The following is a 23,675-nucleotide window of genomic DNA, read 5'->3' as shown; positions in this document are numbered from 1 at the left end:
AGATTGTCGGATGAACGATTAGTGTGGTTCTGTGAACTGTTGTCTGCTGACGAGTATCCGCAATTTGCAAAGCTACTTATTACCTAACGTGCAACATTGCGGATATTCATAAAATTTAATTCTACACATAATCAGAGATTTGCTTAAAATTTATAATTGAAATATGCTTCCACCAAAGGCTAGTTTCCAATAATTTTATATCTTGCAGGGATGGAAAATTTTGTTGTTTCAGCTAGAAAGTATAGACCTTCCAATTTCAAAAGTGTAGTAGGGCAAAGCCATATTACGACTACTTTGAAAAATGCGATCAAAAACAATCATTTGGCGCAGGCATTTCTATTTTGTGGTCCAAGAGGGGTTGGCAAGACTACGTGTGCGAGGATTTTGGCGAAAACCATCAATTGCGAAAATTTAACTGCAGATTTTGAAGCTTGCAATGAATGTGATTCGTGTAAAGCTTTCAATAACAATGCATCCTTCAATGTACACGAACTAGATGCCGCTTCAAATAACTCTGTTGATGATATCCGAAATCTAGTAGAGCAAGTCCGCTATGCACCTCAGCAAGGGCAATACAAAGTGTATATCATTGATGAAGTTCACATGCTTTCGAATCAAGCCTTCAATGCTTTTTTGAAGACTTTGGAAGAGCCTCCCAAGTATGCTATTTTTATCTTGGCGACTACCGAAAAACATAAAATAATACCTACGATTCTCTCACGTTGTCAGATTTTTGATTTCAACAGAATCCAAATCAAGGACATTGCAGAACATTTAACCTATATTTCTTCGGAAGAAAAAATTGAATACGAAGACGAAGCCTTAAGATTGATTGCGACCAAAGCGGATGGGGCATTGCGTGATGCTTTGTCGATTTTTGATTTGATCGTCACCTATTCGGCAGGGAATAAGCTGACTTATCAAGAGACAATTTCTAATCTTCACATTCTTGATTATGATTATTATTTCAAGGTGGTGGATGCCCTTATCGCCGAAAGCATAGGACAAACCTTATTGATTTTTGATGAAATTCTGAAAAAAGGATTTGATGGACATAACTTCATCGTAGGACTCAATGAGCACCTTCGTGATCTTTTGGTTTGCAAAGATGAAGCTACAGTAGAGCTGATCGAAGTTTCTGAGGGTGCTAAAGCGCGCTATTTGAAACAATCAAAAGAGGCTTCGCTATCTTTTTTGCTATCTGCTATGAATATTTGCAATCAATGCGATATTCACTACAAGTCTAGCAAAAACCAAAGATTGCATGTGGAATTGGCTTTGATGAAACTTGCAAAGTTGAATCAAGCAATCTCCCTTGCGGTATTGGCACAAGAGGATGCAAAAAAAAAAGCCTAGCAGTACAGTCTGAATCTACAGCTTCAGCACCAAGTTTATTCAAAGAAGCAGCAAATCCTTTTGGTGGGAAAAAATCGCCTGTTCAAAAAACCATAGCAATACCATCTTCGATTCAGGATGCCAAAAAAATGGCAGCACAAAAGCCTGTATCTCTTGAATCAAAAGTAGAGGAGCCTGATATCAAAGCAGAAGTCAATCAGTTAGCAGAAGTATTTGATGAAAACAAGCTCAAGAATGTGCTGCATGATATGGTTGAAGAATATAGGAAAGACCACAAAAATCTTGAAGTGACTGTTCTAAAGCAACCTTACAAGCTTGAAGGAGAGCATATCACATTTTTCCTAAATGGTGAGATTCAGGAAGATATTTTCGCAAAAAATAGACCTGTTGTGATGAATATAATCAGGAGAAGGCTGAATAATTATAATGTGACCATTTCTGCACAAATCCAAGAAGATGCAGTCCCTGAAGGCAAGAGACTTTACACATCTTCAGATAAGTTGAATTATCTTTTGGAGAAACATGGGGCTTTGAGAGAGCTACAGCGTAAATTTGGCCTAGAGACAGACTTCTAAAAATCCAATCCAATCCCAAAGTTGATCAAGTTTTGAACTTGAATGGCAGGCCCCTGTGTATCATCAGACCTTGTAATCAATACCCTTTCGTCATATATCAACACGGTTTCGATTCTTGTAGTGATGAATCGATTCACCTTCATACTGATGACAGAATTCATGTTTACGACCAGATTTCCTAACTTTTCATAATTCGAAAATAGGTTTAGATCCATTTTCCACCTTATATTTTCCAATATTTGTATGTCTGTGGATGAAGTCAGAGACATCCCTGCTTCAGCACGTACCACTTCTCCTGGTATTATCCCAAATGCCCCTGCTCGGCTTAGAGAGTCATCCATTACAATTGTAAATCTACCAGTAAATGGTGAGCCAATAATGGAGATTCTATCCTTGTTTTTCATTTCTCTCTTGTAATTCAAACCTGTGGAGGATTGAATATATGCAGGAGCCAATAAATCAGATATTTTCGTTCTAGCATCTCTTTCAGCACCACTGGGTCTAAAATATCGATATCCAGAAAGTAGCTGTGTTCTAGCATCGATTTGTGTCGATAGATACCATTTGGGTGTAAGTTCTCGCCCGTATTTACTAATGAAAATAAAGTTGTCATTTGTTTTTCGGGTAGCAAACATCCTATCGCTTTGTCTGTTGAAACCAAAGTTGACTGTCAGGTTGCTATCCCATATTTTTTTGTCCTTTTGAAAATTCGCAAAAAGATTCACACCAGTATTTAAGGCCAAGTTGCTTGCTCCACCTGCAGACCAATTGGTCAAGCTCACTTGCTGTATGCTCAGGTTGAAATTCCCGCCTTTCTTCCAATATTTAGGTTGCTCAGGTCTTAATATGATTACAGAGTCGCCCAACATAATGATCGTTTCACCATTGATGATAAGAGTATCAGCAAGTTGTAAGTCATCTTGAGCCTGACTTTGTAGGGAAAAAGCGAACAAAGTAAATAAAAGTAAAAACAGCTTTTTGATCATGATTCAAATATATTTGACTTTTGTGATTTATGGTTTATAAATCGTCAGTTTTTGTCCGAGCTGAATATTATCACCATTAAGGTTATTCCATTTTTTGATTTCATCTACTCTCACACCATATTTTTGACTAATCCTAAACAGATTTTCTCCCTTGATCACTGTATGTACAATTCTTGAGGTGTCAGCGCTTTGCTTTACTTCTTGGCTCACAGGTGTTGGAGCTGTCTGTGCTTGGGTACTGTTTGTTGGACTTGATTGTTGTACAGTGGCGGGTTTGGTCGTTAGATTTTGTTGGTTTAGAGGAAGGATCTTAATATCCTCTCCTCTTTTTCTATGTTCTTGAAGGTTCAAAACCATACCCGGAACCAAGTGGTTGTCAACTCTGATTCTGTTCTTGGCCTTAAGTGAGGATAGTTTTATTCCGTATTTTTGGGAAATAGACCACAATGTTTCACCTTTCTTTACGATATGGACTTCCGTCTCTGCTTTGGTGTTTTTTGGAGCTGTGTAATAATATTCTCCAGCTTTTATTGGTTCTTTTTTACTTAAATCATTGATTCGGCGAAATTTTGCTTTTCTAATACCTATTTGATCAGTAAACTCATCTTGGGTAGTACTGATGGCAGCTTGTACAGCCTCGATATCATTGACCAATATCTGATTTGGTTGCGTTGCTTTAGAAGTATTGCCTGAGACTTTTGGATAGGTGTTTACTTGTCTTAAAGACTGACTATATCTAGTATCTTGATAGTTGATCTCAGTTACATTTTCAGTTGAAGCTGTTTGAGTAATTGCAGGAGTCGGAGCTAATCCGCTTTTCAGATAAATAATTGAATAAGGTCTATCTCCAGGGATATTCCCATTGCTAGTCCATTTGTTATATTCTTTAAGGTGAGCTTCTGTTACATTCAATCGAGAAGCTACAGCTTTTAGAGTAGTAGGCCCTTGAATGCTGATTTCCTCCAGATAGCCTGTATTTGACACCAATTGTACATTGTTTCCTTCAAAGGCAATTTTGTGTGCAAGGAATTTTTTGAAATACCAATGTGTATTTCTGTCAAGCTCTACTACTTTTTTATTATTGTATTGCGTACCAAAGTATGATTTCGCACCACCTAAACCCATCTGATATGCAACTAGTCCACACATCCAGTTATTGAATTGGGCATTGTTTTTCTTTAGATATCTAGCTGCCCCTTGTGTAGAGGATACGATATTTTTTCTTTCATCGATCTGACTATCGACACGGAGAAAAACTTCCTCTGCTGTTCCTTTTTTGAATTGCCAAAATCCTACAGCGTTTGAAGTCGAAACTGCATCAGCTATCAAACTACTCTCTTGGATTACCAAATATTTCAAGTCTGTAGGAACACCTCCATTCTGCAATTCACGCTCGACAATTGGCATATAAAGATTCACCCTTTCCAATTTCGTTTTGAAATAAGTAGGGTTTCTGTAAAGGGCATCCACGTCCAATTGTATTTCTCTTCTCACTTGCTCATTGAGTCGCAGCGTAAGATCGGCAAACCTTATCTCCTTTGGCACTTGTGGTGTTTGTGCCATTGCCTTACTGAAAGCCAGCAACAAAAAGATAGTAAGCAGGTTTCTGAAAATATAATTTAGTTTATTTTGCTTCATAATTTTCTCGCTAACATGATTCCGTCACGAATAGGAAGTAGTACATTCTCTACTCTCGGATCATCTTGCACCATTTTATTGTATTCCAATAATATTTTCGTGTCTTTGTCCACCTTTTTTCCTTCTTCCACCAGTATTTTCCCAGACCAAAGGACATTGTCAGCCAATATAATCCCTCCTGGATTCATTCTGTCAATGATTAGGTTGTAATAATTGATATAGTTTGCCTTATCAGCATCAATAAAAACCATGTCAAAATTCCCCTCTAAATTTGGGATAAGATCTAAGGCATTACCCAATTGGTAATCAATCTGATCAGCAAGTCCTGATTTTTCAAAAAATCCCCTAACCATAGGTGCAATTTCGTCATTGATATCCAAAGTGATCAATTTTCCATCTTTTCCCAAACCTCTAGCCATGCAAATACCTGAGTAACCGGTATATGTGCCGATCTCTAATATCACTTTTGGCCTCAAAAGTTTGGTAATCAGTTCCAGGGTTTTTCCCTGCAAATGCCCTGAAAGCATCCGTGGCATCATCACTTTGGTGTGTGTTTCCCGAGTGATATGCAAGAGTAATTCATCTTCATCCGAAGTATGGTTTTCACAATATGCCAATAGCTCAGGTGCTATAAATTCCATTTTATCTAGGTAAATAGGTAAGAAAACTTAATTGATCTAGTGCAAATACTTCATTTGCTATTTCTAATAGGTCTTCAGCTGTGGTTTCTCTTATGGTATCAAAGATACTGTCCAAAGAATCAACTTTGCCTTTGTCCAAGAGATTTTTACCAAAAACCAACATCAAAGCAGCATAATTTTCTTCCGCCATAGCCATTTGACCTATTGCCTGCTCTTTTGCCATGTGAAGTTGCATGATACCGAGTTTTTGCGTCCGCAATTTTTCCATTTCTTTCAAAACCAATTTCTTGGCACGATTAACAGTGTTTTCCTCAGTACCGAAAAAAATCCCCAAAAAACCTGTGTCAGAATATGTTTGATATGCTGATTCGACTGCATACACATATCCATGCTTTTCACGTAATGAAAGATTAAGCCTGGAATTCATACTTGGCCCACCTAAGATATTGTTCAAAAGATAAAGCTTAAACCTTTTCTGATCATAGATGGAGTAGGCCGGTTTGCCAATTGCACAGTGTGCCTGAGTGATGTCTTTTTCTACTACCTTGGATTTTGGGATGTATTGGTTATAACTACTTCTGATGTAAAGACTCCTCTTGGCAGGGATAGAAGACAGATATCCTTCGACCTGGTTTAGAACTTTCTTGAAAGTGATATTTCCCACTACCGAAAAAACGATGTTTGTGGTATCCATTCGGCTAGAGATAAAATCAAAAAAATCCTGTTGGCTAAATTTCCCTACTGTTTCCTCTGTCCCAAGAATATTTCTGCCCAAAGCATGTCCTTCAAACACCAACTCGTCAAATTCATCCTGAATGGCATCTTCGGGAGAATCTCTGTACATCGCCATTTCTTCTAAAATGACTTGCCTCTCTTTTTCGATTTGCTTTTCGGGAAAAGTACTGTTGAATGTAATATCACAGAGCAATTCAGCTGCTTTGTTGAAATGTTCTTTTAATATAGTGGCATAAAAACAGACCTTTTCCTTTGTCGTATAAGCATTGAGCTCACCTCCAAGAGACTCTAGGCGATTGATTATATGAAACGCTTTTCGTTTTTTGGTTCCTTTGAAAGCCATGTGTTCCCAAAAGTGCACAAGACCTTCCTGTTCTTTGGATTCATCTCGGCTGCCAATATTCAATATGAAACCTGAATGAACCATCCTTGTGTGTGGTACTTCCATATGGATGATTCTGATTCCGTTTGGTAATTCTTTGAGGTTGTATTGCATCAGTAATGTTTTCGCAATTAATGTACAAAATTATAATAGTTTTTGAGTTGTTGGAGTTAAAGAAAGGTTTACTTGATTGGTTTTCAAAAAATAGTAATGAAAGAAGTGAAAATTTTGATAAATCTCCGTTTTGAACTCTTGTAAAAATCTCCGATAGGGAAGGATAGAAGAAATAGTAAAAGTATATTTGTAATTCTATGGAGGACTATTAAAAACACTTATATAAATTGTTTTTTCTAACCCTTGGTTTAAGTCTTCACAGACTAATAGAATTCAATCTTATTAGGAGAAAATAGACTCGTCAATAAACTCTTGTAGATTGTTTTATTTCACAAAAAAAATCTAAAAAAATCGATTAAAATGAAATATAACCCGCTTTCAAAAGAATTTTACATCAAGAATCGTAAAAAACTGGCAGAGAAATTACCAACGAAATCTGTCGCAGTGTTTCATTCCAATGATATCATGCCAACGAATGCTGATGGAACGATGCGGTTTAGGCAGAATAATGATATTTTTTACTTGAGTGGAATTGACCAAGAAGAATCTATATTGGTGATTTGTCCAGATTTCCCAAATCCAGACATGAGAGAAATCTTGTTTGTAAGAGAGACTAACGAGCATATCGCAATTTGGGAAGGTCATAAATATACCAAAGAAGAGGCTTTTGAGGCTTCAGGGATTAAAAATGTCCAATGGGTGACAAATTTTGACAGTGTTTTCAACAGCTTGATGGCTTTGAGCGAAAATGTATACTTGAATACTAACGAACACCTTCGAGCAGATGTACAAGTACAAAGCAGGGATGCTCGATTTATCAATAGTTGCAAAGAGAGATATCCGCTTCATACTTATCGCAGAGTGGCTCCTTTGATGCATCAGCTGAGAGCTGTAAAGGAACAGGAAGAAATTGATCAGCTACAGATTGCATGTGATATTACTGAAAAGGGATTTAGAAGAATCCTTTCTTTTGTAAAACCTGGAGTAACTGAATATGAGATAGAAGCTGAATATATCCATGAATTTATCAGAAATAGGAGTAAAGGATTTGCTTACGAACCTATTATCGCTTCTGGTGCAAATGCTTGTGTGTTGCACTACATCGAAAATAAAGAAATCTGCAAAGATGGTGACTTAATACTGTTTGATGTAGGGGCGGAATATGGCAACTATAATGCAGACATGTCCCGAACAATCCCTGTCAATGGTAAATTCACCAAAAGACAAAAATCCGTTTACGACGCTGTCCTACGTGTACAAAGGGCAGCAATGGATATCTTGAGACCTGGAGTGAATATTCAAGAATACCACAAAGAAGTGGGCTTGATTATGCAGTCGGAATTGGTGAGCTTGGGGCTCATAGACCAAACAGATATCAAAAATCAAGACCTAAAATGGCCAGCATACAAAAAATACTTTATGCATGGCACTTCTCACCATTTAGGTTTGGATGTTCATGATGTTGGGACTATGTATGAAGCGATAACACCGGGGATGGTTTTCACCGTAGAGCCAGGGATTTATATTCAAGAGGAAGGTTTGGGGATTAGATTGGAAAATAATATCGTCATCCAAGAAAATGGCTACCTTGACCTGATGCGCAATATCCCAATAGAAGCGGAGGAGATTGAGGAACTGATGATGAAAGGGTGAATTTAGAAGGATTAAGAAAAGAAGGCTCCTAAAGGTGGGGAAGCAGCGAAGTTTTGGGAGATCCGCGACATAATGTAAAAGATTCAAGAAGGACGAGATAGACACAAGATATAAGTGTGCTTTCAACGACTATGTCACCTCGATCCCGAAAGCATTATGGGGAGAGGTCTCGTCCCTTTTTGAAACTAGAAAGTTAAAGTTGAAGTTGGGGTGTGAAATTCAGGATGAGATTTCTCCCTTTAGTAGAAATGACTTGCCTTTAAAACGAGGAGTTAAGTTTAAGAAAAGTGTCAACTATTTTCAGGACATGACAAAAGAAGCAAAGCCTGTCCCGGTGAAAATCGGGAAGACGAGACAAAGTCGCCTCGATCCCGAAAGCATTCGGGAGGAGCCGGTCCCGCAGAATTGCTGCAAGGTCTCTTTACTTGGGCTATGAGGCATTTAAGAGGATTGAAAACTAAAGGAAAACAATGAATAAAGTGTAAAGTGAAATCTTGGGGTTCTTTATGGTTAATTTTTGGGAAATTATTTTTTCACGCTTTGTGACCTTCAAAAATTCATATGTTTTATATGGTTTGAAACCTGTGATTCATGTTTTTAACCTATTTATTTTTTTAAATTAAATAATTTAAAGATGTGCTTTACTAAAAAATATTTTGAACTAATGTTTTGAATCAATATTCTTGTGAGAACATTTTATAAACTAATAAATTCCTACTTATGAAAAAGTATCTATCAATCATTTCAGAACTAATAGGGATGAAGCATTTAGTATTTCTAATTGCATTTTTGTCAATCTCCATTTACAGTGCTATTGCTCAAGAAAGCAGAGAAAAGGAACTGATTTATAGAATAGGGGCAGGGCCTGGGATTGAAGGGAATGCTGGTTTGTGGACGATAAACTTGATGAATGAATTGAGTTATTATGCCACACCTAGGTTTTCAATCAATCCATCTTTTACTTTTATGGCATCAGTTGAAGATTTTGACTTAAGTGGAAGGTATTGGAAACCTATGATGAATGGAGAAAATATGGAAACATTTGTAGCCAGTCTATTTACAGATGTAAGATTCCAATATGATATTATCAAGACCAAGAATGATTTTAGACTTGGCATTGGCTTTGGTCCATCCTTCCAATATGGAGGCGATGGAATTCATGGCGGCTGGGTTTTGAATTATGAAGGAGAGTATGCTAGTCGTTGGATAGTGGAGCGACATGCTAGGTTGGGATATGTGACACAAGTGACGTTTGACTGGTCAGGAAAAAATATCAACCGAAGAAATACATTGGGAGTAAGCATGTCTTCATTTGAAGGCTATTGGCCTTACTATTTGAATGTAAATTATAGGTTTGGTTTTAAATTATGATTAAGTCTGAAAAAGAGTATAATGCTCTTATAGTAAGGATTGAAGAATTGCTTTCTAATCCTGTTAATATAGAAAACACAGATTCCAAAAATTATATAGAATTGAACTTACTCTCTGATATGGTGGCTGACTTTAAAGAGAAGTACTTTTCTATACAGACACCTACATTATCAGAGGCAATTAGGCTTCGCATGCAGGAATGGTAGAGGATTAAGAAAAAAAACTCTTAAAACTTTCGAGTGATCTGTAAAAAAAATAATTATTTAAAACCTTCGAGGTTTTAAAAACCTCAAAGGTTAAAAAAAGCCGACTCCTCACGAAGTCAGCTTTTTTAGTATTTCTAAATTTTAAATCTAAGATCTTAAATCTAAAATATAATTAACCAATAGACACTCTCTTGAATGCAGCTACAGTCATTCCTTTGCTTACGCTATCAAGGTACTGAGCGATAGTTTGGCTGCTATCTTTTACGAATTGCTGGCTCAACAAAGTATTTTCTTTGTAGAACTTGTTCAATTTACCCAAAGCGATTTTTTCAAGCATTTCTTCAGGTTTACCTTCTTGTCTTGCTTGGTCTTTACCAACTTCGATTTCTCTTTCTACAGTAGTAGCATCTACACCGTCTTTGTCAACTGCTACAGGGTTCATAGCAGCAATCTGCATTGCTACATCTTTACCTGCTTCTTCAACGTCCGCACCGCTAGTGCTTGTTAAAGATACCAATACACCTAGTTTACCATTAGAGTGTATATAAGGAACTACAGCTTCACCAGTGACGATTTCATAATGAGAGATTTCGATTTTCTCACCAATCTTACCAGTCATTTCAATGATTTTTTCTGCAGTAGTGATGTTCTCATATGGCAATGCCAAGATTTGCTCTACTGAAGTAGCATTGTTTGAAGTAGCAAGGTCTAGAAGTGTGTTAGCGAAAGCAACAAACTCTTCGTTTTTAGCCACGAAGTCAGTCTCACAAGTCAAAGAAAGCAAAGTTCCTGTAGCACCGTCAGCACTTACATGCGTTACGATAGTACCTTCTTTGGTTTCTCTGTCAGCTCTTGAAGCAGATACTTTTTGACCTTTTTTTCTAAGGATGTCAATAGCTTTTTCGAAATCTCCTTCAGCTTCGGTAAGGGCTTTTTTACAGTCCATCATACCAGCTCCGGTCATTTGTCTCAATTTATTTACTTCTTGTGCAGTAATAGCCATTTTTTAGTCAATTTATTAGATTAAACTTTATTCTATTTCAGGAAAACAAGAATGGTTTTGACGCTTTGGTCAGAAACCTTCGAGGTTTTATGTTTGTTTGTTTTTGGCCTAATTTATTGGAGGTAAAAACTTCAAAGGTTAGGCAAAAACAAAAAATTGAACATAGGGGTAAACCTGATGTTCAATTTTTTAAGTTATATTTCAAAGTAGTGGATTACTCTTTAGTCTCAGCGTCCACAGCTTTTTTTGCTTCCTCCTCTTCAGTGAGTTTAGCATCTTCCTTATCTTTCTTTCTTTCAGAAAGTCCTTCTTCGATAGCTGCGCCAAACGCTTTTACGAGCAAAGAGATTGATTTGAATGCATCATCATTGGATGGGATAGGGAAATCTACCTCGTTCGGGTTAGAGTTCGTATCTACCAATGCGAAAACAGGGATACCAAGCTTCTGTGCTTCGGCTATAGCGATGTGCTCTCTTTTGATGTCCACAATGAACAAAGCAGCTGGAAGTCTTGTAAGGTCAGCGATACCGCCCAATACACTTTCCAATTTTTCTCTTTGTCTTGTGATCATCAGACGTTCTTTCTTCGCCAGATTCTTGTAAGCCTCTTCTTTCATCAACTTGTCGATGGAAGACATCTTCTTCAAGGATTTTCTGATTGTCGCGAAGTTAGTCAACATACCACCTAACCATCTTTCGGTTACGTAAGGCATGTTTAGTCTTCTAGCCTCATCAGCTACTAAGTCTTTCGCTTGCTTTTTAGTAGCAACGAACATTACTTTTTTGCCTGAGCGTACGATCTGCTTGATTGCGTTGGATGCTTCGTCTAGGCAAACAAGCGTTTTGTTAAGGTCGATGATATGGATACCGTTCTTCTCCATGAAGATATACGGAGCCATTCTCGGATCCCACTTTCTAGTTAAGTGTCCAAAATGAACACCAGCATCCAGTAAGTCTTTATATTCTATTTGTGCCATTAATAAATAATATAGTTTCGATATAAAATGTAAAGAATCTTCCGATTAACGTTTCGAGAACTGGAATTTTCTTCTTGCTTTTCTACGTCCCGGCTTCTTACGTTCTACCATTCTGGAATCACGTGTCAAGAAACCTTCTTTTTTCAATGCGCCTCTGTGCTCTTCGTTGATCTCGCATAGTGCTCTGGCGATTGCCATTCTCGCAGCTTCTGCTTGACCTTTGATTCCACCACCGTCAACATTGATTTTGATGTCATATGCTCCATCTTCACCTACTAGGGCAAGAGGCTGCTTTACTACGATCTGATGCAAATCAAACGGGAAGTAAGTTTCGATCGTCCTGTTGTTAACAGAGATCTCTCCTTTTCCTGCTTGCATGTAGATTCTAGCAACAGACGTTTTTCTTCTACCGATTGTGTTGATAATTTCCATAGACTGCTTTGATTAGAATTTGTGTTCTTTTGGTTGTTGTGCAGCATGAGGATGTTCTGGTCCTTCATACACGAATAAGTTTCTGTACAACTGTCTTCCAAGTCTGTTTTTAGGAAGCATACCTCTTACTGCTTTCTCTACCAAGATTGGTGCAGACTTCTGCATCAACAACTTTGGCGTAGAGATACGCTGACCTCCAGGGTATCCAGTGTGACGAACATATACCTTATCGTTCCACTTTTTACCAGTTAATCTAACCTTGTCTGCGTTGATGACAATTACGTTGTCTCCGCAGTCTACGTGAGGGGTATAAGAAGGCTTATGCTTACCTCTCAAGATTTTCGCTACCTCACTTGCGAATCTACCTAATACTGCAGACTGGGCATCCACTACGATCCAGTTCTTTTCTACAGTTGCGGCATTCGCTGATACGGTTTTATAGCTTAATGTATCCACTGTGTAAATGTTTAATTATTAGCTTGTTAAATATATTTCACCCTCAAAAAGGGACACAAAGATAGAAGTTTTTTCTTTTTAATGCAAAAGAAAAAATATTATTACCCACATTTTCATGGGATTACTTCTGTTTTTTTTTAAACTCTCGTGTTTCCTATCTAAAACATTTTGAATCTACACCTTAAAATCCCTAGTTACAATTGGATTTTTTGACACTTTCTTATCTTTATCTAGAAGTTAATGATTGATAATCATCTGTTTTTTTCCAATTGCTTGATAAGCACATCAAAATCCTTTGGATATGGAGCGATTACTTCTATTTTTTCTCCTTTTGTACCAATGAAGTTTAAAGCATAAGCATGTAACGAAACTCGCTGCATGATAGGTAGTTCTTCTGTGTTTTTTTTGAGGTTGAATCGTCTTTTTAGTTCAGAAAGGTAAAGTGGCTTTCCACCGTAAGTTTCATCCCCGCAGATTGGAGACTTCAAATAAGCCAAGTGAACCCTGATCTGATGAAGTCTTCCTGTGACCGGCCTGCATTCTATTAAAGAATGCTTGTAGTAGGTCTTTGCGGTGTTGACATAAGTTTGTGCCGGCTTACCGTCTTTGCTGACTTTGGCGATCCCTTTATTATTGGCGAGTAGATTCTTATCCACCAATACATCTTTGTATTCATGGATTCCTTCTACTACTGCATGGTAGATTTTATCAACTTTCCTGTCTTCAAACTGGATGGCGATATTTCGGTAGGCTGCAGGATGCTTGGCGATAGCTAAGCAACCCGAAGTCTCCTTGTCCAGACGATGACACACCTGGGCATCAGGGGTGTATCCTTTGGCCAAGTCCAGAATGTTCTGGGCCTCATGTCGGTCATCCAATGTCGATAAATATGGAAGCTTATTGATCACGAGGTAATCCTCATTTTCAAACAGAATAAGATCCTTAAAATCAATTTTCTTCATGCAGCTTCTTTTCCCAATAAGGCCGCAAAAGTATGGAAATTAATTAAGTAGATGAAATTTTTATAGAAGAATATTTTGGAGGAGCTTAAATAAACTCCGTAGGAGTGACCGATATATTGACCATGGGTTTAAACCCATTGTAAAAGATGGTAGCTTAGAAGTTGAGTGCTGTAGGTATGACCGATCTTATGGATTTGTCAAATGTCGGCCATCCCTACGAGACTTTTGGGGGAGATTGTTGTTTTTTTCTGTAGGCTAAAGCCTACGGTTAATATGCCGTCCGTGCCGATGAGACTTTTAATTCGAAAATTTCATTTTTTCTTTATCCTTGACATTTCCTCTTTTGTTTTACCTTTGAGATTAGAATATTACAAAAATGAATAAGGATACAATCAATAAAACACTTCGCACCGTCAATGTCATGCGCTATGTCATGCCATTGCGGGAAGGTGGTTCTTTGCCTGCATTGGCAGATGCGGATGATGGGTTTAGCTATGTATTGAAGTTTCGGGGAGCGGGACAACGTGAAAAAGCATTGATCGCTGAGTTGCTTGGAGGAGAGATTGCGAGGTTGTTAGGATTCAAAGTACCTGAATTAGTCTTTGCCAATCTGGATGAAGCTTTTGGAAGATCGGAGGGGGATGAGGAAATCCAAGACTTGCTCAAGGGAAGTCAAGGATTGAATCTGGCACTGCACTTTTTATCTAAGGCTTTGACTTTTGATCCAGGTGCTACGCAGGTTGATTCGCTATTGGCATCTAAGATTGTTTGGCTGGATGCTTATATTACAAATGTGGATCGTACCTTCAGAAATACGAATATGTTAATTTGGAACAGAGAACTGTGGTTGATTGATCATGGAGCTTCTTTTTTGTTCCACCATTCTTGGGACAACTGGCAAAAACACGCAGAAAGCCCATTTTCTTCTATCAAAACACATGTTTTGTTGCCGCAAGCGAAAATGCTACACGAAGTGGATGCTGAATTTAAGAAAATCCTGACACGAGATTCCATTAGGGCTATTGTAGATTTAATACCTGCTGAATGGATTTTGGCTTCTAGGGATGTAGAAGATGCTGATGATGGAAAAGCTATTTATGAACAGTTTTTGTTAAGGCGATTGGAGTTTTCTGGGACATTTATAAAGGAAGCAGAAGATGCAAGGTAAATACTTATATGAATATGCCGTCCTGAGAATTGTGCCAAGGGTAGAACGGGAGGAATTTATCAATGTGGGAGTATTGGTGTCCTGCAAAAAGGAGGGGTTTTTGAAAGCCAAGATTTTTATGGATGTCAACAAAGTGAAAGCACTAGACCCTGACGCTGATATAGCCCTTTTTGACAAATATTTAGAGTCATTGAATCAAATCTGTATTGGGAATGACAATGGAAGTCCGATTGCTTTGCAAGACGCCACATCTAGATTTAGGTGGCTTACTGCCAACAGAAGCTCAATGATACAGACTTCCTCTCCTCATGGGGGTTTTTCCGAAGATTTGGAGGCGACTTTGGAAGAGTTATTCTGTTTGTTTGTGTCTTAATTGACTTTCTTCGTGAGGAAATTCCATTAAATAAGATACAGCGTTTTAAAGACAGAATTTATTCTTCTTCTTTTTTCTTCTCCTTTTCTGCTGGTAACGAAAAGCTGAAAATAGAACCTTTGCCTACAGTGCTGCTCACAGATATCTTGCTTTTATGTGCTTCAAGTATATGTTTGACGATTGCCAGCCCTAGTCCTGTCCCGCCTTTTTCCCGTGACCTGCTTTTTTCTACTCTATAGAATCTTTCAAAGATCCGCTTCAAGTCTTCAGGTGGAATGCCTTTTCCATTGTCTTTGACTTCTACTACCTGTTGGTTTTTATTAGAGGTAAGTCTGACTTCTACCTCTCCACCATCGTGGTTGTACTTGATAGCATTGGAAATAAGATTTTGGCTTACACGAAATATTTTATCTCTATCGGCAGTAGTAAAAAATGTTTTTTCCTTGTCATAATAGAATCTGATCAATACGTCTCTTTTTTCTGCTTTTTGTTCCAACTCGTCGATCACCTCTAGCAGTACATCTTTCAGATCAAACTTTTCAAAATGGAATTTGATAACACCACTTTCCATTTGGTTGAGCGTGAGAAGGTCTTGAACAAGCTTGTCTAGGGAGTTCAGACTTTTTGCTGCTCTTTTGAGAAATTTATATCTGACTTCTTCATCATCTACTGCCCCATCTAACAATGTATGCACAAACCCTTGAGCCGCAAAAATCGGTGTTTTCAACTCATGCGAAATATCTGCAATAAACTCCCTTCTAAATTCCGCATTTTTTTGCAAAGTTTCTATTTCCTTGTTTTTGGCAAGTGCATAAGAATTGATCGTTTTGTTGATTTTTCGAAGTGGTGAGATGGATGTTTTATGTGATTTTTCAGAGATATTCAGAACGTCCTTTTTTTGGATTTTCTCAAGCATCGCATAGATGTTGCTGATTTCCTTGAATATCAGAAACTCCAAAGTAACATTCATCAAAATATAAGAGACTGAAAATGAAATGCCGCCCGCCACCAATAAAAGGGTAGGGGTAGCATCATCCATCAAAAATAAAAAAGCCACAGTCAAGGCCGAAATGGCAATAGCCAAAATTATTGAAATCCCCCTTGATGTGGTTAGCATGCAGTAATATTAATTCAGTTCGAATTTGTATCCAACTCCTTTGACAGTAGTGATATAGTCGTCACCAATTTTTTCTCTTACTTTTCTGATATGCACATCGACTGTCCTAGCAAGAACAAAGACATCCACTCCCCAGATATTTTGTAAGAGTTCATCTCTACTAAATACCATATTAGGGTTTTTTGCAAGGAAATACAACAGTTCAAATTCTTTTTTGGGAAGAATAATCGTTTTACCACTTTTATCTATAGTGTAACTTGTTCGATCTATTGTAAGATCCTTGATTTTTATTTGCGTAAGCTCTTGTTCTTTTTTGGATTCTCTTCTGAAAAGGGCTGCAATCCTACTCATCAAAGCTCGTGGCTTGATAGGTTTGGTGATATAATCATCGGCACCTACATCAAAAGCTGCGACTTCAGAATATTCTTCAGACCTTGCAGTCAAGAAAATGATAAATGTGTTTTTCAATTCAGGGATTTCCCTGATTTGCCTACATGTCTCTACGCCGTCTTGGTGAGGCATCATGATATCGAGTAGAATAACATCCGGCTGGAATTTAGATGCTATTTTGACACCTTTTACTCCGTCTTCGGCTGTAGCTACTTCATAGCCTTCTTTTTGGAGGTTGTAAGAAAGGATTTCAATGATGTCTGGCTCGTCATCTACTACAAGAATACGTACTTTCTGTTTTTCACTCATGGGTAGCGGCAGGTTTATTAATCTATTTTCGATACGAATTTATAAAAAGACATAAGATAAATTCGCTTTTCACATTTTACTAAACCAAAAAACAACACAAAGTTTTTTTTAACCACCTGTTTGTTAAGTTTAAGTTAACATAAGGTAAATTAATTATTACGTAATCCCTCCGCTTTTACTATGTCCATATTCAGTGCCCCAACCATCAATTTAGCTTTGATTTTAAGTGGTATTTTGTTCTGATCGTCAGATACCCATACAGTGACAGGACGTTTACCCCTAAAAAGTTTATTTGAGGGCATTATTGGTGTGAGTTTGAAGGTTTCGTGTTCCCCAACTTCAGTTGAGATCTTTTCTTTTCCTTCATATATTAATTTTAGGTTATATATTTCTTTATCGAAAAAACCTGAGATAGAAATCACATCTCCTTTTCGGTATTTTTTCAAATCCATGGTCCTCAAAAGATAAAATCCACTGACTATATCCTGAACATTCTGTGGAATACTGTAATCTTTAGTGTCTAAAATCTTAGTATCTTCTCTGTCATACAAGTGAACCAATGCTTTTCCCTTTTTATGATCAAAAATTACACGTTCATTTTTCCTGTAATTTCCTTCTTCTATAAATCTATATGATTGGAGTGGGATTATCTTGGCAGTGTCTAAATAACTCCCCCATGTGTCATTTACCTTAAAAAGTTTAAACAACCCCAAGGTGGAACCTGTTACATCTATCTTGTAAACAGGTCTTTCATTTATTTTAGTGACATAGGGGTTGATTTTCATTTTTGCTTCAGCTGCATCAAAAAAACCATATGTCACCTTAAATGTCAGTTCTTCACCACTTTTGAAAGCACTGTTCTTTTGTTGCGAATATCCAGTATGGATAGATGCAAAGCAAAAAATTGCGACAATTACTGACTTTAATAGCTGTTTTTTCATTAACTTAAGGTTTCTAAGTACATCTTTTCAAATCTTATTCCAATATTTACGGAATGAATAAAATATGTAGATTTTTGTACACAATCATTTCATACGATTACAACGCTTGAGTGTTTAGATATTTGATTCTCCAAGTATCAATCATTAATTTCACAAAATCAAATTAGGAAATAGTTAATATAAAAATATGAGCGCAAATACAGAAAAACTCAAAGCCCTTCAACTGACTATTGACAAGTTGGAAAAGACCTATGGTAAAGGTACCGTCATGAAACTTAGTGACAATAAAGTGCAGGATATTCCTGCGATCTCCACTGGTTCATTAGGTCTTGACATGGCATTGGGAATAGGTGGGATACCAAGAGGTAGAGTTACAGAAATATATGGTCCAGAATCTTCTGGTAAAACGACTTTGACGATGCACTGCATTGCTGAAGCACAAAAAGCTGGTGGTTTGGCTGCATTTATTGATGCTGAACATGCTTTTGATAAAGCTTATGCAGAAAAATTGGGTATTGATACCGAAAATTTACTGATCTCTCAGCCTGATAATGGCGAGCAAGCACTGGAAATAGCTGAGCATTTGATCCGATCAGGGGCGATAGATATCATTGTTATTGACTCAGTAGCAGCTTTGGTCCCAAAGGGCGAACTTGAAGGTGATATGGGTGACAGTAAAATGGGGCTTCAAGCAAGATTGATGTCCCAAGCACTTAGAAAACTTACCGGGGCGATCAACAAGACAGGTTGTGCTTGTGTATTTATCAATCAACTGAGAGATAAGATAGGAGTGATGTTTGGTAGCCCAGAGACTACTACAGGTGGAAATGCGCTGAAGTTTTATGCGTCTGTGCGATTGGATATCAGGAGAATTGGTCAGATCAAGGAAAGTGCAGACAATATTCTTGGAAACAGAACCAAGGTTAAGGTTGTCAAAAATAAAGTGGCGCCACCTTTCAAAGTAGTGGAATTCGATATCATGTATGGTCAAGGGATTTCCAAAGTCGGAGAAATCATCGATTTGGGAGTGGAATTCGAAATCATCAAAAAGGCAGGTTCTTGGTTCTCTTATGATGGCAACAAACTTGGTCAAGGAAGAGATTCGGTAAAATCATTGCTTTTGGACAATCCTGAACTGATGGAAGAGCTTGAGAAAAAGATCAAAGACAAAGCAGGTCTCAATGGCGAAGCTTTGAAAATCGAAGTAACTGAAGAATAGGGTTGAGAAAATTAGGCCAGTAATACCTTTGAGGTTTTTTTGAACCTCGAAGGTATTAGACAAAAGAAGTAAGAGGCTAGGTTTGAGAAAGAGAAGCGAGAGACTAGAAGCGAGAAGCGAAAGACAAGTTCGTTTTTACGACTACTTCACTTTGATTCCGAAAGCATTCGGGAGAAGTTTGTCCCGCAGAATTGCGGGGAGGTCTCGTCCCGTTTTTAAAACCAGGAAAGTGAAAATTGAAGTTGGATTGTGAAATTTAGTACGAGATTTCTCCTTGTAATTCCATGGAACAGGCGTCTCTGGTCGAAATGACTTGCTTCTAAATCGAGGGCGTAAGTATAAAAAATAGCAACAAGTAAATTCAGGATACGATAGAAACAAAAAAGCAGAAGAGAGTCAATTGACTTCCTTCTGCTTTTTTTGTTGAATAAAGTAAATGTAGATTTCTATTAAGTAGATCTGATGGCCTCTACAGGGTCTAGTCTCGCTGCCAAAACGGCAGGTACTATGCCAGATACAATACCAATAACCGAAGAAACACCAAGCCCAAGGATGATGTTTTTGAATGAAAGTGTCAAAACCAAAGATCCAAGTGGGATAAATGTGATTAGATAAACTAAGATAATACCAGTAACTCCCCCAATCAAACTCAAGAACATAGCTTCGAAAAGGAATTGGTATAGAATGAAATAATTTTTCGCACCCAAGGATTTTTGAATTCCTATAATATTAGTTCTTTCTTTGACAGATACAAACATGATGTTTGCAATTCCAAATCCGCCTACTAGAATGGAAAATCCTCCGATAACCCAACCGGCACCACTTATCACATCGAAAATGGAGCCAATGGTATTCATGATAAATTCAGATTTATTAAGTGAAAAGTCATCTTCTTCCGTAGGTTTCAATCCCCTTCGTGCCCTCAGTAGGCCAGTTACTTCATTTTCTAGTGCAATCAAACCGGTGTCATCATCTTTGCCTTTCATTGCAATACTTGGTCCCATGCCATACCTTCCAACATTATAAATTTTAGAAAATGCACCATAAGGTATCATGCAAGCTTCATCCTTGGAGGGTATGTCAAACAAACCTTCTCCTTCTTCTTCAAAAATCCCAATTACAAAGAATTTTTGCCCTCGGATCTTCATTTCTTTACCAAGAGGTTCTTGATTTGGAAAAAGTGTATTTGCTATTTTTGCACCGATAATTGCCACGTTTCTAGCACCTGAAATTTCCAGTTCAGTAAAAAACCTACCAGAACCAAGAGGCACATCATATACATCTTTGTAGGTTGAAACTACACCTTTTAAGTTTGTTCCACTGAAACTATTGCTTCCGAATTGAACTGTCGTATTTGCATCGGCAAAAATTGTTGTAGCATCCGCATTTCTCAAATTGTCTCTAAGAAAAGTATATTCAATGAAAGAGTTATTAGGTCTTCTAAAGTATTTCCACCATGGATAATCCTCACCGCCTCCAGAAAAACTGAATTTGTCAATAGACATCACATTGTTTCCCAAGAAGCTTAGGCTTGACTTAATGTTTTTCTCCAGAGAGTCCACCAAAGTGAAAACAGCAATGATAGAAAAAATCCCTACTGTGACGCCAAGGAGGGATAAAATTGTACGAGTGAGATTGGAGCTAAGTGCCTGGGAAGCGAATCTCAAGCTTTCCCAAATTAGTTTGATTACTTTCACTGTTTTTACTTGCAGGTTAAAACTATTTGACAATATAGGTAGATTTCGTGATTTTTCTTATTATCTTTGCACTTTTTACAAAGTATCGTAAAATTAACCTAAAGCATACTACATTCATTCCATATGAAGTTATCCGATTTTAAATTTGAAGTTCCAAAAAAGCTCATTTCATTATATCCAGCAGACAATAGAGACGAATCTCGTCTTATGGTCGTCCACAGAAAGACAGGTGAAATAGAACACAGATTGTTCAAAGACATCACAGAATATTTTGGAGAGGGCGATGTATTCGTGATGAATAACACGAAAGTGTTTCCAGCGAGGTTGTATGGAAATAAAGAAAAGACAGGAGCCAAAATTGAAGTTTTCCTCTTGAGGGAATTGAATCAAGAATTACGCCTATGGGATGTGTTGGTAGACCCAGCAAGAAAGATCCGTGTAGGCAATAAGCTTTATTTTGGAGATAGTGACTTGGTAGCTGAGGTTATCGATAATACTACTTCAAGAGGTAGGACTATCAGATTCCTTTTTGATGGTACTGACGAAGAATTCTATAAGACTATCGATACCTTGGGGGAAACTCCGATTTTGAAAGAGTTTATTGACAGAAAAGTAGAGCCAGAAGATAGAGAAAGGTATCAGACGATATTTGCTGAGCATGTAGGTGCTGTAGCTGCTCCAACCGCAGGTTTGCATTTTACTCCTCATTTGTTGAGAAGATTGGAACTTAAGGGTGTTGAGGTATCTCCGATTACCCTACACGTAGGTCTTGGAACATTCCGTCAAGTGGATGTTGAAGATTTGACCAAACATAAAATGGATTCCGAGAATTATGATATTCCTCAGAAAACAGTTGACTTGGTAAATGATTCATTGGATAATAAAAGAAAGGTAGTAGCTGTTGGAACGACCACATTGAAGACTATTGAGTCATCAGTGACTGCTAACAACAGGCTGAAAGTGAGCAGTGGATGGACTGATAAGTTTATTATCCCTCCTTACGATTTCAAGATAGCAAATGCGTTGATTACAAATTTCCATTTACCAGAATCTACATTGTTAATGACTGCTTCGGCATTTGGAGGATATGATTTGATCATGAAGGCTTATAAAGAAGCCATTAAAGAAAAATATCGCTTCTTCTCTTATGGAGATGCAATGTTAATCTTATAATAACAGAAAGGCTCCTTGTGAGCCTTTTTTTATTTTTATTTATTCCCCACCTTTGGGCATTCGTAAATATGTCTAAGAAATCAACCAATGAAAAAGTTTGCAATCATTGTAGCTGGAGGTAGTGGGACAAGGATGGGAGCACCCATGCCCAAACAATATTTAGAGATTGGTGGCAAGCCGATACTGATGCATACATTAGAGCGGTTCTTTTTAGCTGATCCAGACTCAGAATTGATTCTCGTTATTCCAAAAAATGACTTTTTGCTTTGGGAACAACTTTGCCAAAAACATGATTTTCAGATTGATCATAGGCTTGTAGGAGGAGGGAATAGTCGATTTCAGTCAGTCAAAAACGGTTTGGTTTCAATCAAGGAAGAAGATGGGTTAGTCGCAATCCATGATGGCGTCAGACCTTTTGTTGAGGTGGATGTGATTCTCAATAGCTATGAAGAAGCTGCCAAAAGAGGGAGTGCGGTAGCCGTTGTTGCTTTGAAAGATTCAATCAGGAAATTAACTGACGATGGCAAATCTGTCTATCAGGAAAGACAATATTTCAGATTAGTACAAACTCCTCAGACTTTTCAACTGAAAAAAATCATGAAAGCATTTGATGTATCAGAACTTCATACTTTTACTGATGATGCGACTGTCTATGAGCATCAAGGTTGGCAAGTGACTTTGATTGCAGGGAACCTTGAAAACATCAAAATCACCACTCCCGAGGATATGAAATATGCTGAGTATTTGCTGAGCAAATAATTTGGGTGAGGTTTCTGATCGTGTCATTCCATTCGTAGAGACAAGTGTCACAATAAGTAATTAGTGGGCACTATTTATAAGGATCTTGAATCTAATGTCTTATGTCTCATATCTCTTTTTTTACCGATAAAATCCTATCGTTCACCGAATTTTTGCTTTGATTGACCTATTTAACATTAGATAATTTTATGATTTGTGAGAGATTTGGGTATAGTAATTAATCAAACACATAGAAATCATGGCAAATCAAAAGTTCTCCAATCAAAGTAATAACTACACTCTTGGAATTATATTAATCGTAGTAGGATCAATAATCTTATTGAAGAAAATAGGTATTTTTCTTCCAATCTGGGTATTCAGCTGGCCAATGATTTTTATTGCAGTTGGTTTGGTACTTTTGATCAATCAGCAATTTAAAAGTGGTGCAGGATTTTTCTTTTTGCTCTTTGGTTCATTCTTTATGTTGAAAAAATATGTTGATCTTCCATATGGATTTGAAGGATACTTAGTGGCAGGTGGGTTGATCGCTGTTGGATTGTATTTTATTTTAAATCAAAAAAGCATAAAATCTCCTAACTTCAATCAATCTTTCCAAACCCCTCCTTTTGGCTATAAGGCTGAAGATGCAGAAGTGGTAGGAGAGGAGAATTCGGATTCGACGAAAAGCTATTCACAAAGCACTTTTGATCAGCCAGAGGTGATTACTTCCCAAGCATTTCTGTCAGGAGACCAAAAAAGGATTTTATCAAAAAATTTCAAAGGGGGTAAAATATCCGCGATTTTGGGAGGTGCTGAAATTGACCTATCCCAAGCGGATATGGTAGAGCCAGCGATGCTCAACATTGAAGTCGCCATGGGAGGTGTCAAATTAATTGTCCCTCCACATTGGAATGTACAGGTGAATGTTTCCAATGTATTGGCAGGGGTCGAAGACAAAAGACTTTATCCTCAAGTGACACCTGACCCCAAGAAAATTTTAAAAATATATGGCTCTGTCATCTTGGGAGGTTTGGAGATTAAATCTTTCTGATCCAAATTGTAAA

24 protein-coding genes are annotated in these 23,675 nt (G+C 37.6%); 11 read left to right on the top strand and 13 right to left on the bottom strand.

Going from position 1 to position 23,675, the window contains the following annotated elements; genetic code table 11:
• Window positions 1–210: 210 nt before the first annotated feature.
• The gene (locus MM213_RS09545; RefSeq protein WP_241411709.1) at window positions 211–1,356 is read left to right on the top strand and encodes a DNA polymerase III subunit gamma/tau; all 1,146 of its coding nucleotides are present in this window, start codon (window positions 211–213) and stop codon (window positions 1,354–1,356) included.
• Between the two features lie 128 nt (window positions 1,357–1,484).
• Window positions 1,485–1,931, top strand: coding sequence for a DUF8439 domain-containing protein (locus MM213_RS09540; RefSeq protein WP_241411707.1), 447 nt, complete (start codon window positions 1,485–1,487; stop codon window positions 1,929–1,931).
• Here MM213_RS09540 and MM213_RS09535 read toward each other — a convergent pair.
• Genes MM213_RS09535 through MM213_RS09520 form a run of 4 tightly spaced genes read right to left on the bottom strand, consistent with a single transcriptional unit; the run spans window position 1,928 to window position 6,427 of the window.
• On the bottom strand, window positions 1,928–2,917 hold the full coding sequence (locus tag MM213_RS09535) for a DUF3078 domain-containing protein (protein ID WP_241411705.1): 990 nt from the start codon (window positions 2,915–2,917) through the stop codon (window positions 1,928–1,930). The two genes, MM213_RS09540 and MM213_RS09535, sit on opposite strands and share 4 nt — an antisense overlap.
• A 27-nt stretch (window positions 2,918–2,944) precedes the next feature.
• Entirely contained in the window at window positions 2,945–4,555 is a 1,611-nt protein-coding gene (locus MM213_RS09530) for a LysM peptidoglycan-binding domain-containing protein (protein WP_241411703.1), read from the bottom strand.
• Window positions 4,552–5,196, bottom strand: coding sequence for an O-methyltransferase (locus MM213_RS09525; protein WP_241411701.1), 645 nt, complete (start codon window positions 5,194–5,196; stop codon window positions 4,552–4,554). The genes MM213_RS09530 and MM213_RS09525 overlap by 4 nt, the downstream gene beginning before the upstream one ends.
• Before the next feature lies 1 nt (window position 5,197).
• On the bottom strand, window positions 5,198–6,427 hold the full coding sequence (locus tag MM213_RS09520; protein ID WP_241411699.1) for a M16 family metallopeptidase: 1,230 nt from the start codon (window positions 6,425–6,427) through the stop codon (window positions 5,198–5,200).
• 360 nt (window positions 6,428–6,787) lie between these two features.
• On the opposite strand from MM213_RS09520, the gene MM213_RS09515 reads away from it, so the two are divergent.
• From MM213_RS09515 to MM213_RS09505, 3 genes are all read left to right on the top strand, one after another.
• Entirely contained in the window at window positions 6,788–8,080 is a 1,293-nt protein-coding gene (locus tag MM213_RS09515) for an aminopeptidase P family protein (protein ID WP_241411697.1), read from the top strand.
• A gap of 720 nt (window positions 8,081–8,800) precedes the next feature.
• Window positions 8,801–9,451, top strand: a complete 651-nt coding sequence (locus MM213_RS09510; RefSeq protein ID WP_241411695.1) for a hypothetical protein — start codon at window positions 8,801–8,803, stop codon at window positions 9,449–9,451.
• Window positions 9,448–9,657 carry a hypothetical protein gene (locus MM213_RS09505; RefSeq protein ID WP_241411693.1) on the top strand — a complete coding sequence of 70 codons (210 nt, stop codon included), beginning with the start codon at window positions 9,448–9,450 and terminating at the stop codon, window positions 9,655–9,657. Before MM213_RS09510 ends, MM213_RS09505 begins: the two co-directional genes overlap by 4 nt.
• A 172-nt stretch (window positions 9,658–9,829) precedes the next feature.
• Here MM213_RS09505 and tsf read toward each other — a convergent pair whose 3' ends face one another.
• The 5 genes from tsf to MM213_RS09480 form a co-directional block, all read right to left on the bottom strand.
• Window positions 9,830–10,660 carry a translation elongation factor Ts gene (gene tsf, locus MM213_RS09500; protein ID WP_241411692.1) on the bottom strand — a complete coding sequence of 277 codons (831 nt, stop codon included), beginning with the start codon at window positions 10,658–10,660 and terminating at the stop codon, window positions 9,830–9,832.
• A gap of 214 nt (window positions 10,661–10,874) precedes the next feature.
• On the bottom strand, window positions 10,875–11,636 hold the full coding sequence (gene rpsB, locus MM213_RS09495; RefSeq protein WP_241276303.1) for a 30S ribosomal protein S2: 762 nt from the start codon (window positions 11,634–11,636) through the stop codon (window positions 10,875–10,877).
• 45 nt (window positions 11,637–11,681) lie between these two features.
• The gene (gene rpsI / locus MM213_RS09490; RefSeq protein ID WP_241411691.1) at window positions 11,682–12,068 is read right to left on the bottom strand and encodes a 30S ribosomal protein S9; all 387 of its coding nucleotides are present in this window, start codon (window positions 12,066–12,068) and stop codon (window positions 11,682–11,684) included.
• Window positions 12,069–12,080: 12 nt separating this feature from the next.
• Window positions 12,081–12,524 (bottom strand): 50S ribosomal protein L13, encoded by a 444-nt coding sequence (gene rplM / locus MM213_RS09485; RefSeq protein ID WP_241411689.1) that lies wholly within the window; start codon window positions 12,522–12,524, stop codon window positions 12,081–12,083.
• A gap of 251 nt (window positions 12,525–12,775) precedes the next feature.
• A complete protein-coding gene (locus MM213_RS09480; protein WP_241411687.1) occupies window positions 12,776–13,486 on the bottom strand; it encodes an RluA family pseudouridine synthase in 711 nt (236 codons plus the stop codon).
• A 376-nt stretch (window positions 13,487–13,862) separates the two neighbouring features.
• Here MM213_RS09480 and MM213_RS09475 point away from each other — a divergent pair, with 376 nt between their 5' ends.
• Window positions 13,863–14,654, top strand: coding sequence for a HipA family kinase (locus tag MM213_RS09475; RefSeq protein WP_241411686.1), 792 nt, complete (start codon window positions 13,863–13,865; stop codon window positions 14,652–14,654).
• A complete protein-coding gene (locus tag MM213_RS09470; RefSeq protein ID WP_241411684.1) occupies window positions 14,644–15,027 on the top strand; it encodes a DUF3037 domain-containing protein in 384 nt (127 codons plus the stop codon). The genes MM213_RS09475 and MM213_RS09470 overlap by 11 nt, the downstream gene beginning before the upstream one ends.
• Before the next feature lie 58 nt (window positions 15,028–15,085).
• Here the strand turns inward: MM213_RS09470 and MM213_RS09465 are convergent, their stop codons facing one another.
• The 3 genes from MM213_RS09465 to MM213_RS09455 all read right to left on the bottom strand — a co-directional run bounded on the left by MM213_RS09465 (window position 15,086) and on the right by MM213_RS09455 (window position 17,784).
• Window positions 15,086–16,144, bottom strand: coding sequence for a sensor histidine kinase (locus tag MM213_RS09465; RefSeq protein ID WP_241411683.1), 1,059 nt, complete (start codon window positions 16,142–16,144; stop codon window positions 15,086–15,088).
• Window positions 16,145–16,153: 9 nt separating this feature from the next.
• A complete protein-coding gene (locus MM213_RS09460; protein ID WP_241411681.1) occupies window positions 16,154–16,843 on the bottom strand; it encodes a response regulator transcription factor in 690 nt (229 codons plus the stop codon).
• Window positions 16,844–16,992: 149 nt separating this feature from the next.
• Window positions 16,993–17,784, bottom strand: coding sequence for a DUF3108 domain-containing protein (locus tag MM213_RS09455; RefSeq protein WP_241411679.1), 792 nt, complete (start codon window positions 17,782–17,784; stop codon window positions 16,993–16,995).
• 187 nt (window positions 17,785–17,971) lie between these two features.
• Between MM213_RS09455 and recA the strand changes: the two genes are divergently transcribed.
• Window positions 17,972–19,003, top strand: coding sequence for a recombinase RecA (gene recA, locus MM213_RS09450; RefSeq protein WP_241276294.1), 1,032 nt, complete (start codon window positions 17,972–17,974; stop codon window positions 19,001–19,003).
• Window positions 19,004–19,452: 449 nt separating this feature from the next.
• Here recA and MM213_RS09445 read toward each other — a convergent pair whose 3' ends face one another.
• Window positions 19,453–20,700 carry an ABC transporter permease gene (locus tag MM213_RS09445; RefSeq protein ID WP_241411678.1) on the bottom strand — a complete coding sequence of 416 codons (1,248 nt, stop codon included), beginning with the start codon at window positions 20,698–20,700 and terminating at the stop codon, window positions 19,453–19,455.
• 123 nt (window positions 20,701–20,823) lie between these two features.
• On the opposite strand from MM213_RS09445, the gene queA reads away from it, so the two are divergent.
• The 3 genes from queA (at window position 20,824) to MM213_RS09430 (ending at window position 23,662) form a co-directional block, all read left to right on the top strand.
• The gene (queA, locus tag MM213_RS09440) at window positions 20,824–21,873 is read left to right on the top strand and encodes a tRNA preQ1(34) S-adenosylmethionine ribosyltransferase-isomerase QueA (RefSeq protein WP_241276292.1); all 1,050 of its coding nucleotides are present in this window, start codon (window positions 20,824–20,826) and stop codon (window positions 21,871–21,873) included.
• A gap of 87 nt (window positions 21,874–21,960) precedes the next feature.
• Window positions 21,961–22,632 carry a 2-C-methyl-D-erythritol 4-phosphate cytidylyltransferase gene (locus MM213_RS09435; RefSeq protein ID WP_241411676.1) on the top strand — a complete coding sequence of 224 codons (672 nt, stop codon included), beginning with the start codon at window positions 21,961–21,963 and terminating at the stop codon, window positions 22,630–22,632.
• A gap of 238 nt (window positions 22,633–22,870) precedes the next feature.
• Window positions 22,871–23,662 (top strand): LiaF transmembrane domain-containing protein, encoded by a 792-nt coding sequence (locus MM213_RS09430; RefSeq protein WP_241411675.1) that lies wholly within the window; start codon window positions 22,871–22,873, stop codon window positions 23,660–23,662.
• Window positions 23,663–23,675: the final 13 nt, after the last annotated feature.

The organism is Belliella alkalica (genome assembly GCF_022549785.1).
In the GTDB taxonomy this organism is placed as follows: domain Bacteria; phylum Bacteroidota; class Bacteroidia; order Cytophagales; family Cyclobacteriaceae; genus Belliella; species Belliella alkalica.
The sequence above is the reverse complement of the archived record's forward strand: the minus strand, read 5'-3'. Positions and strand labels throughout refer to the sequence as shown.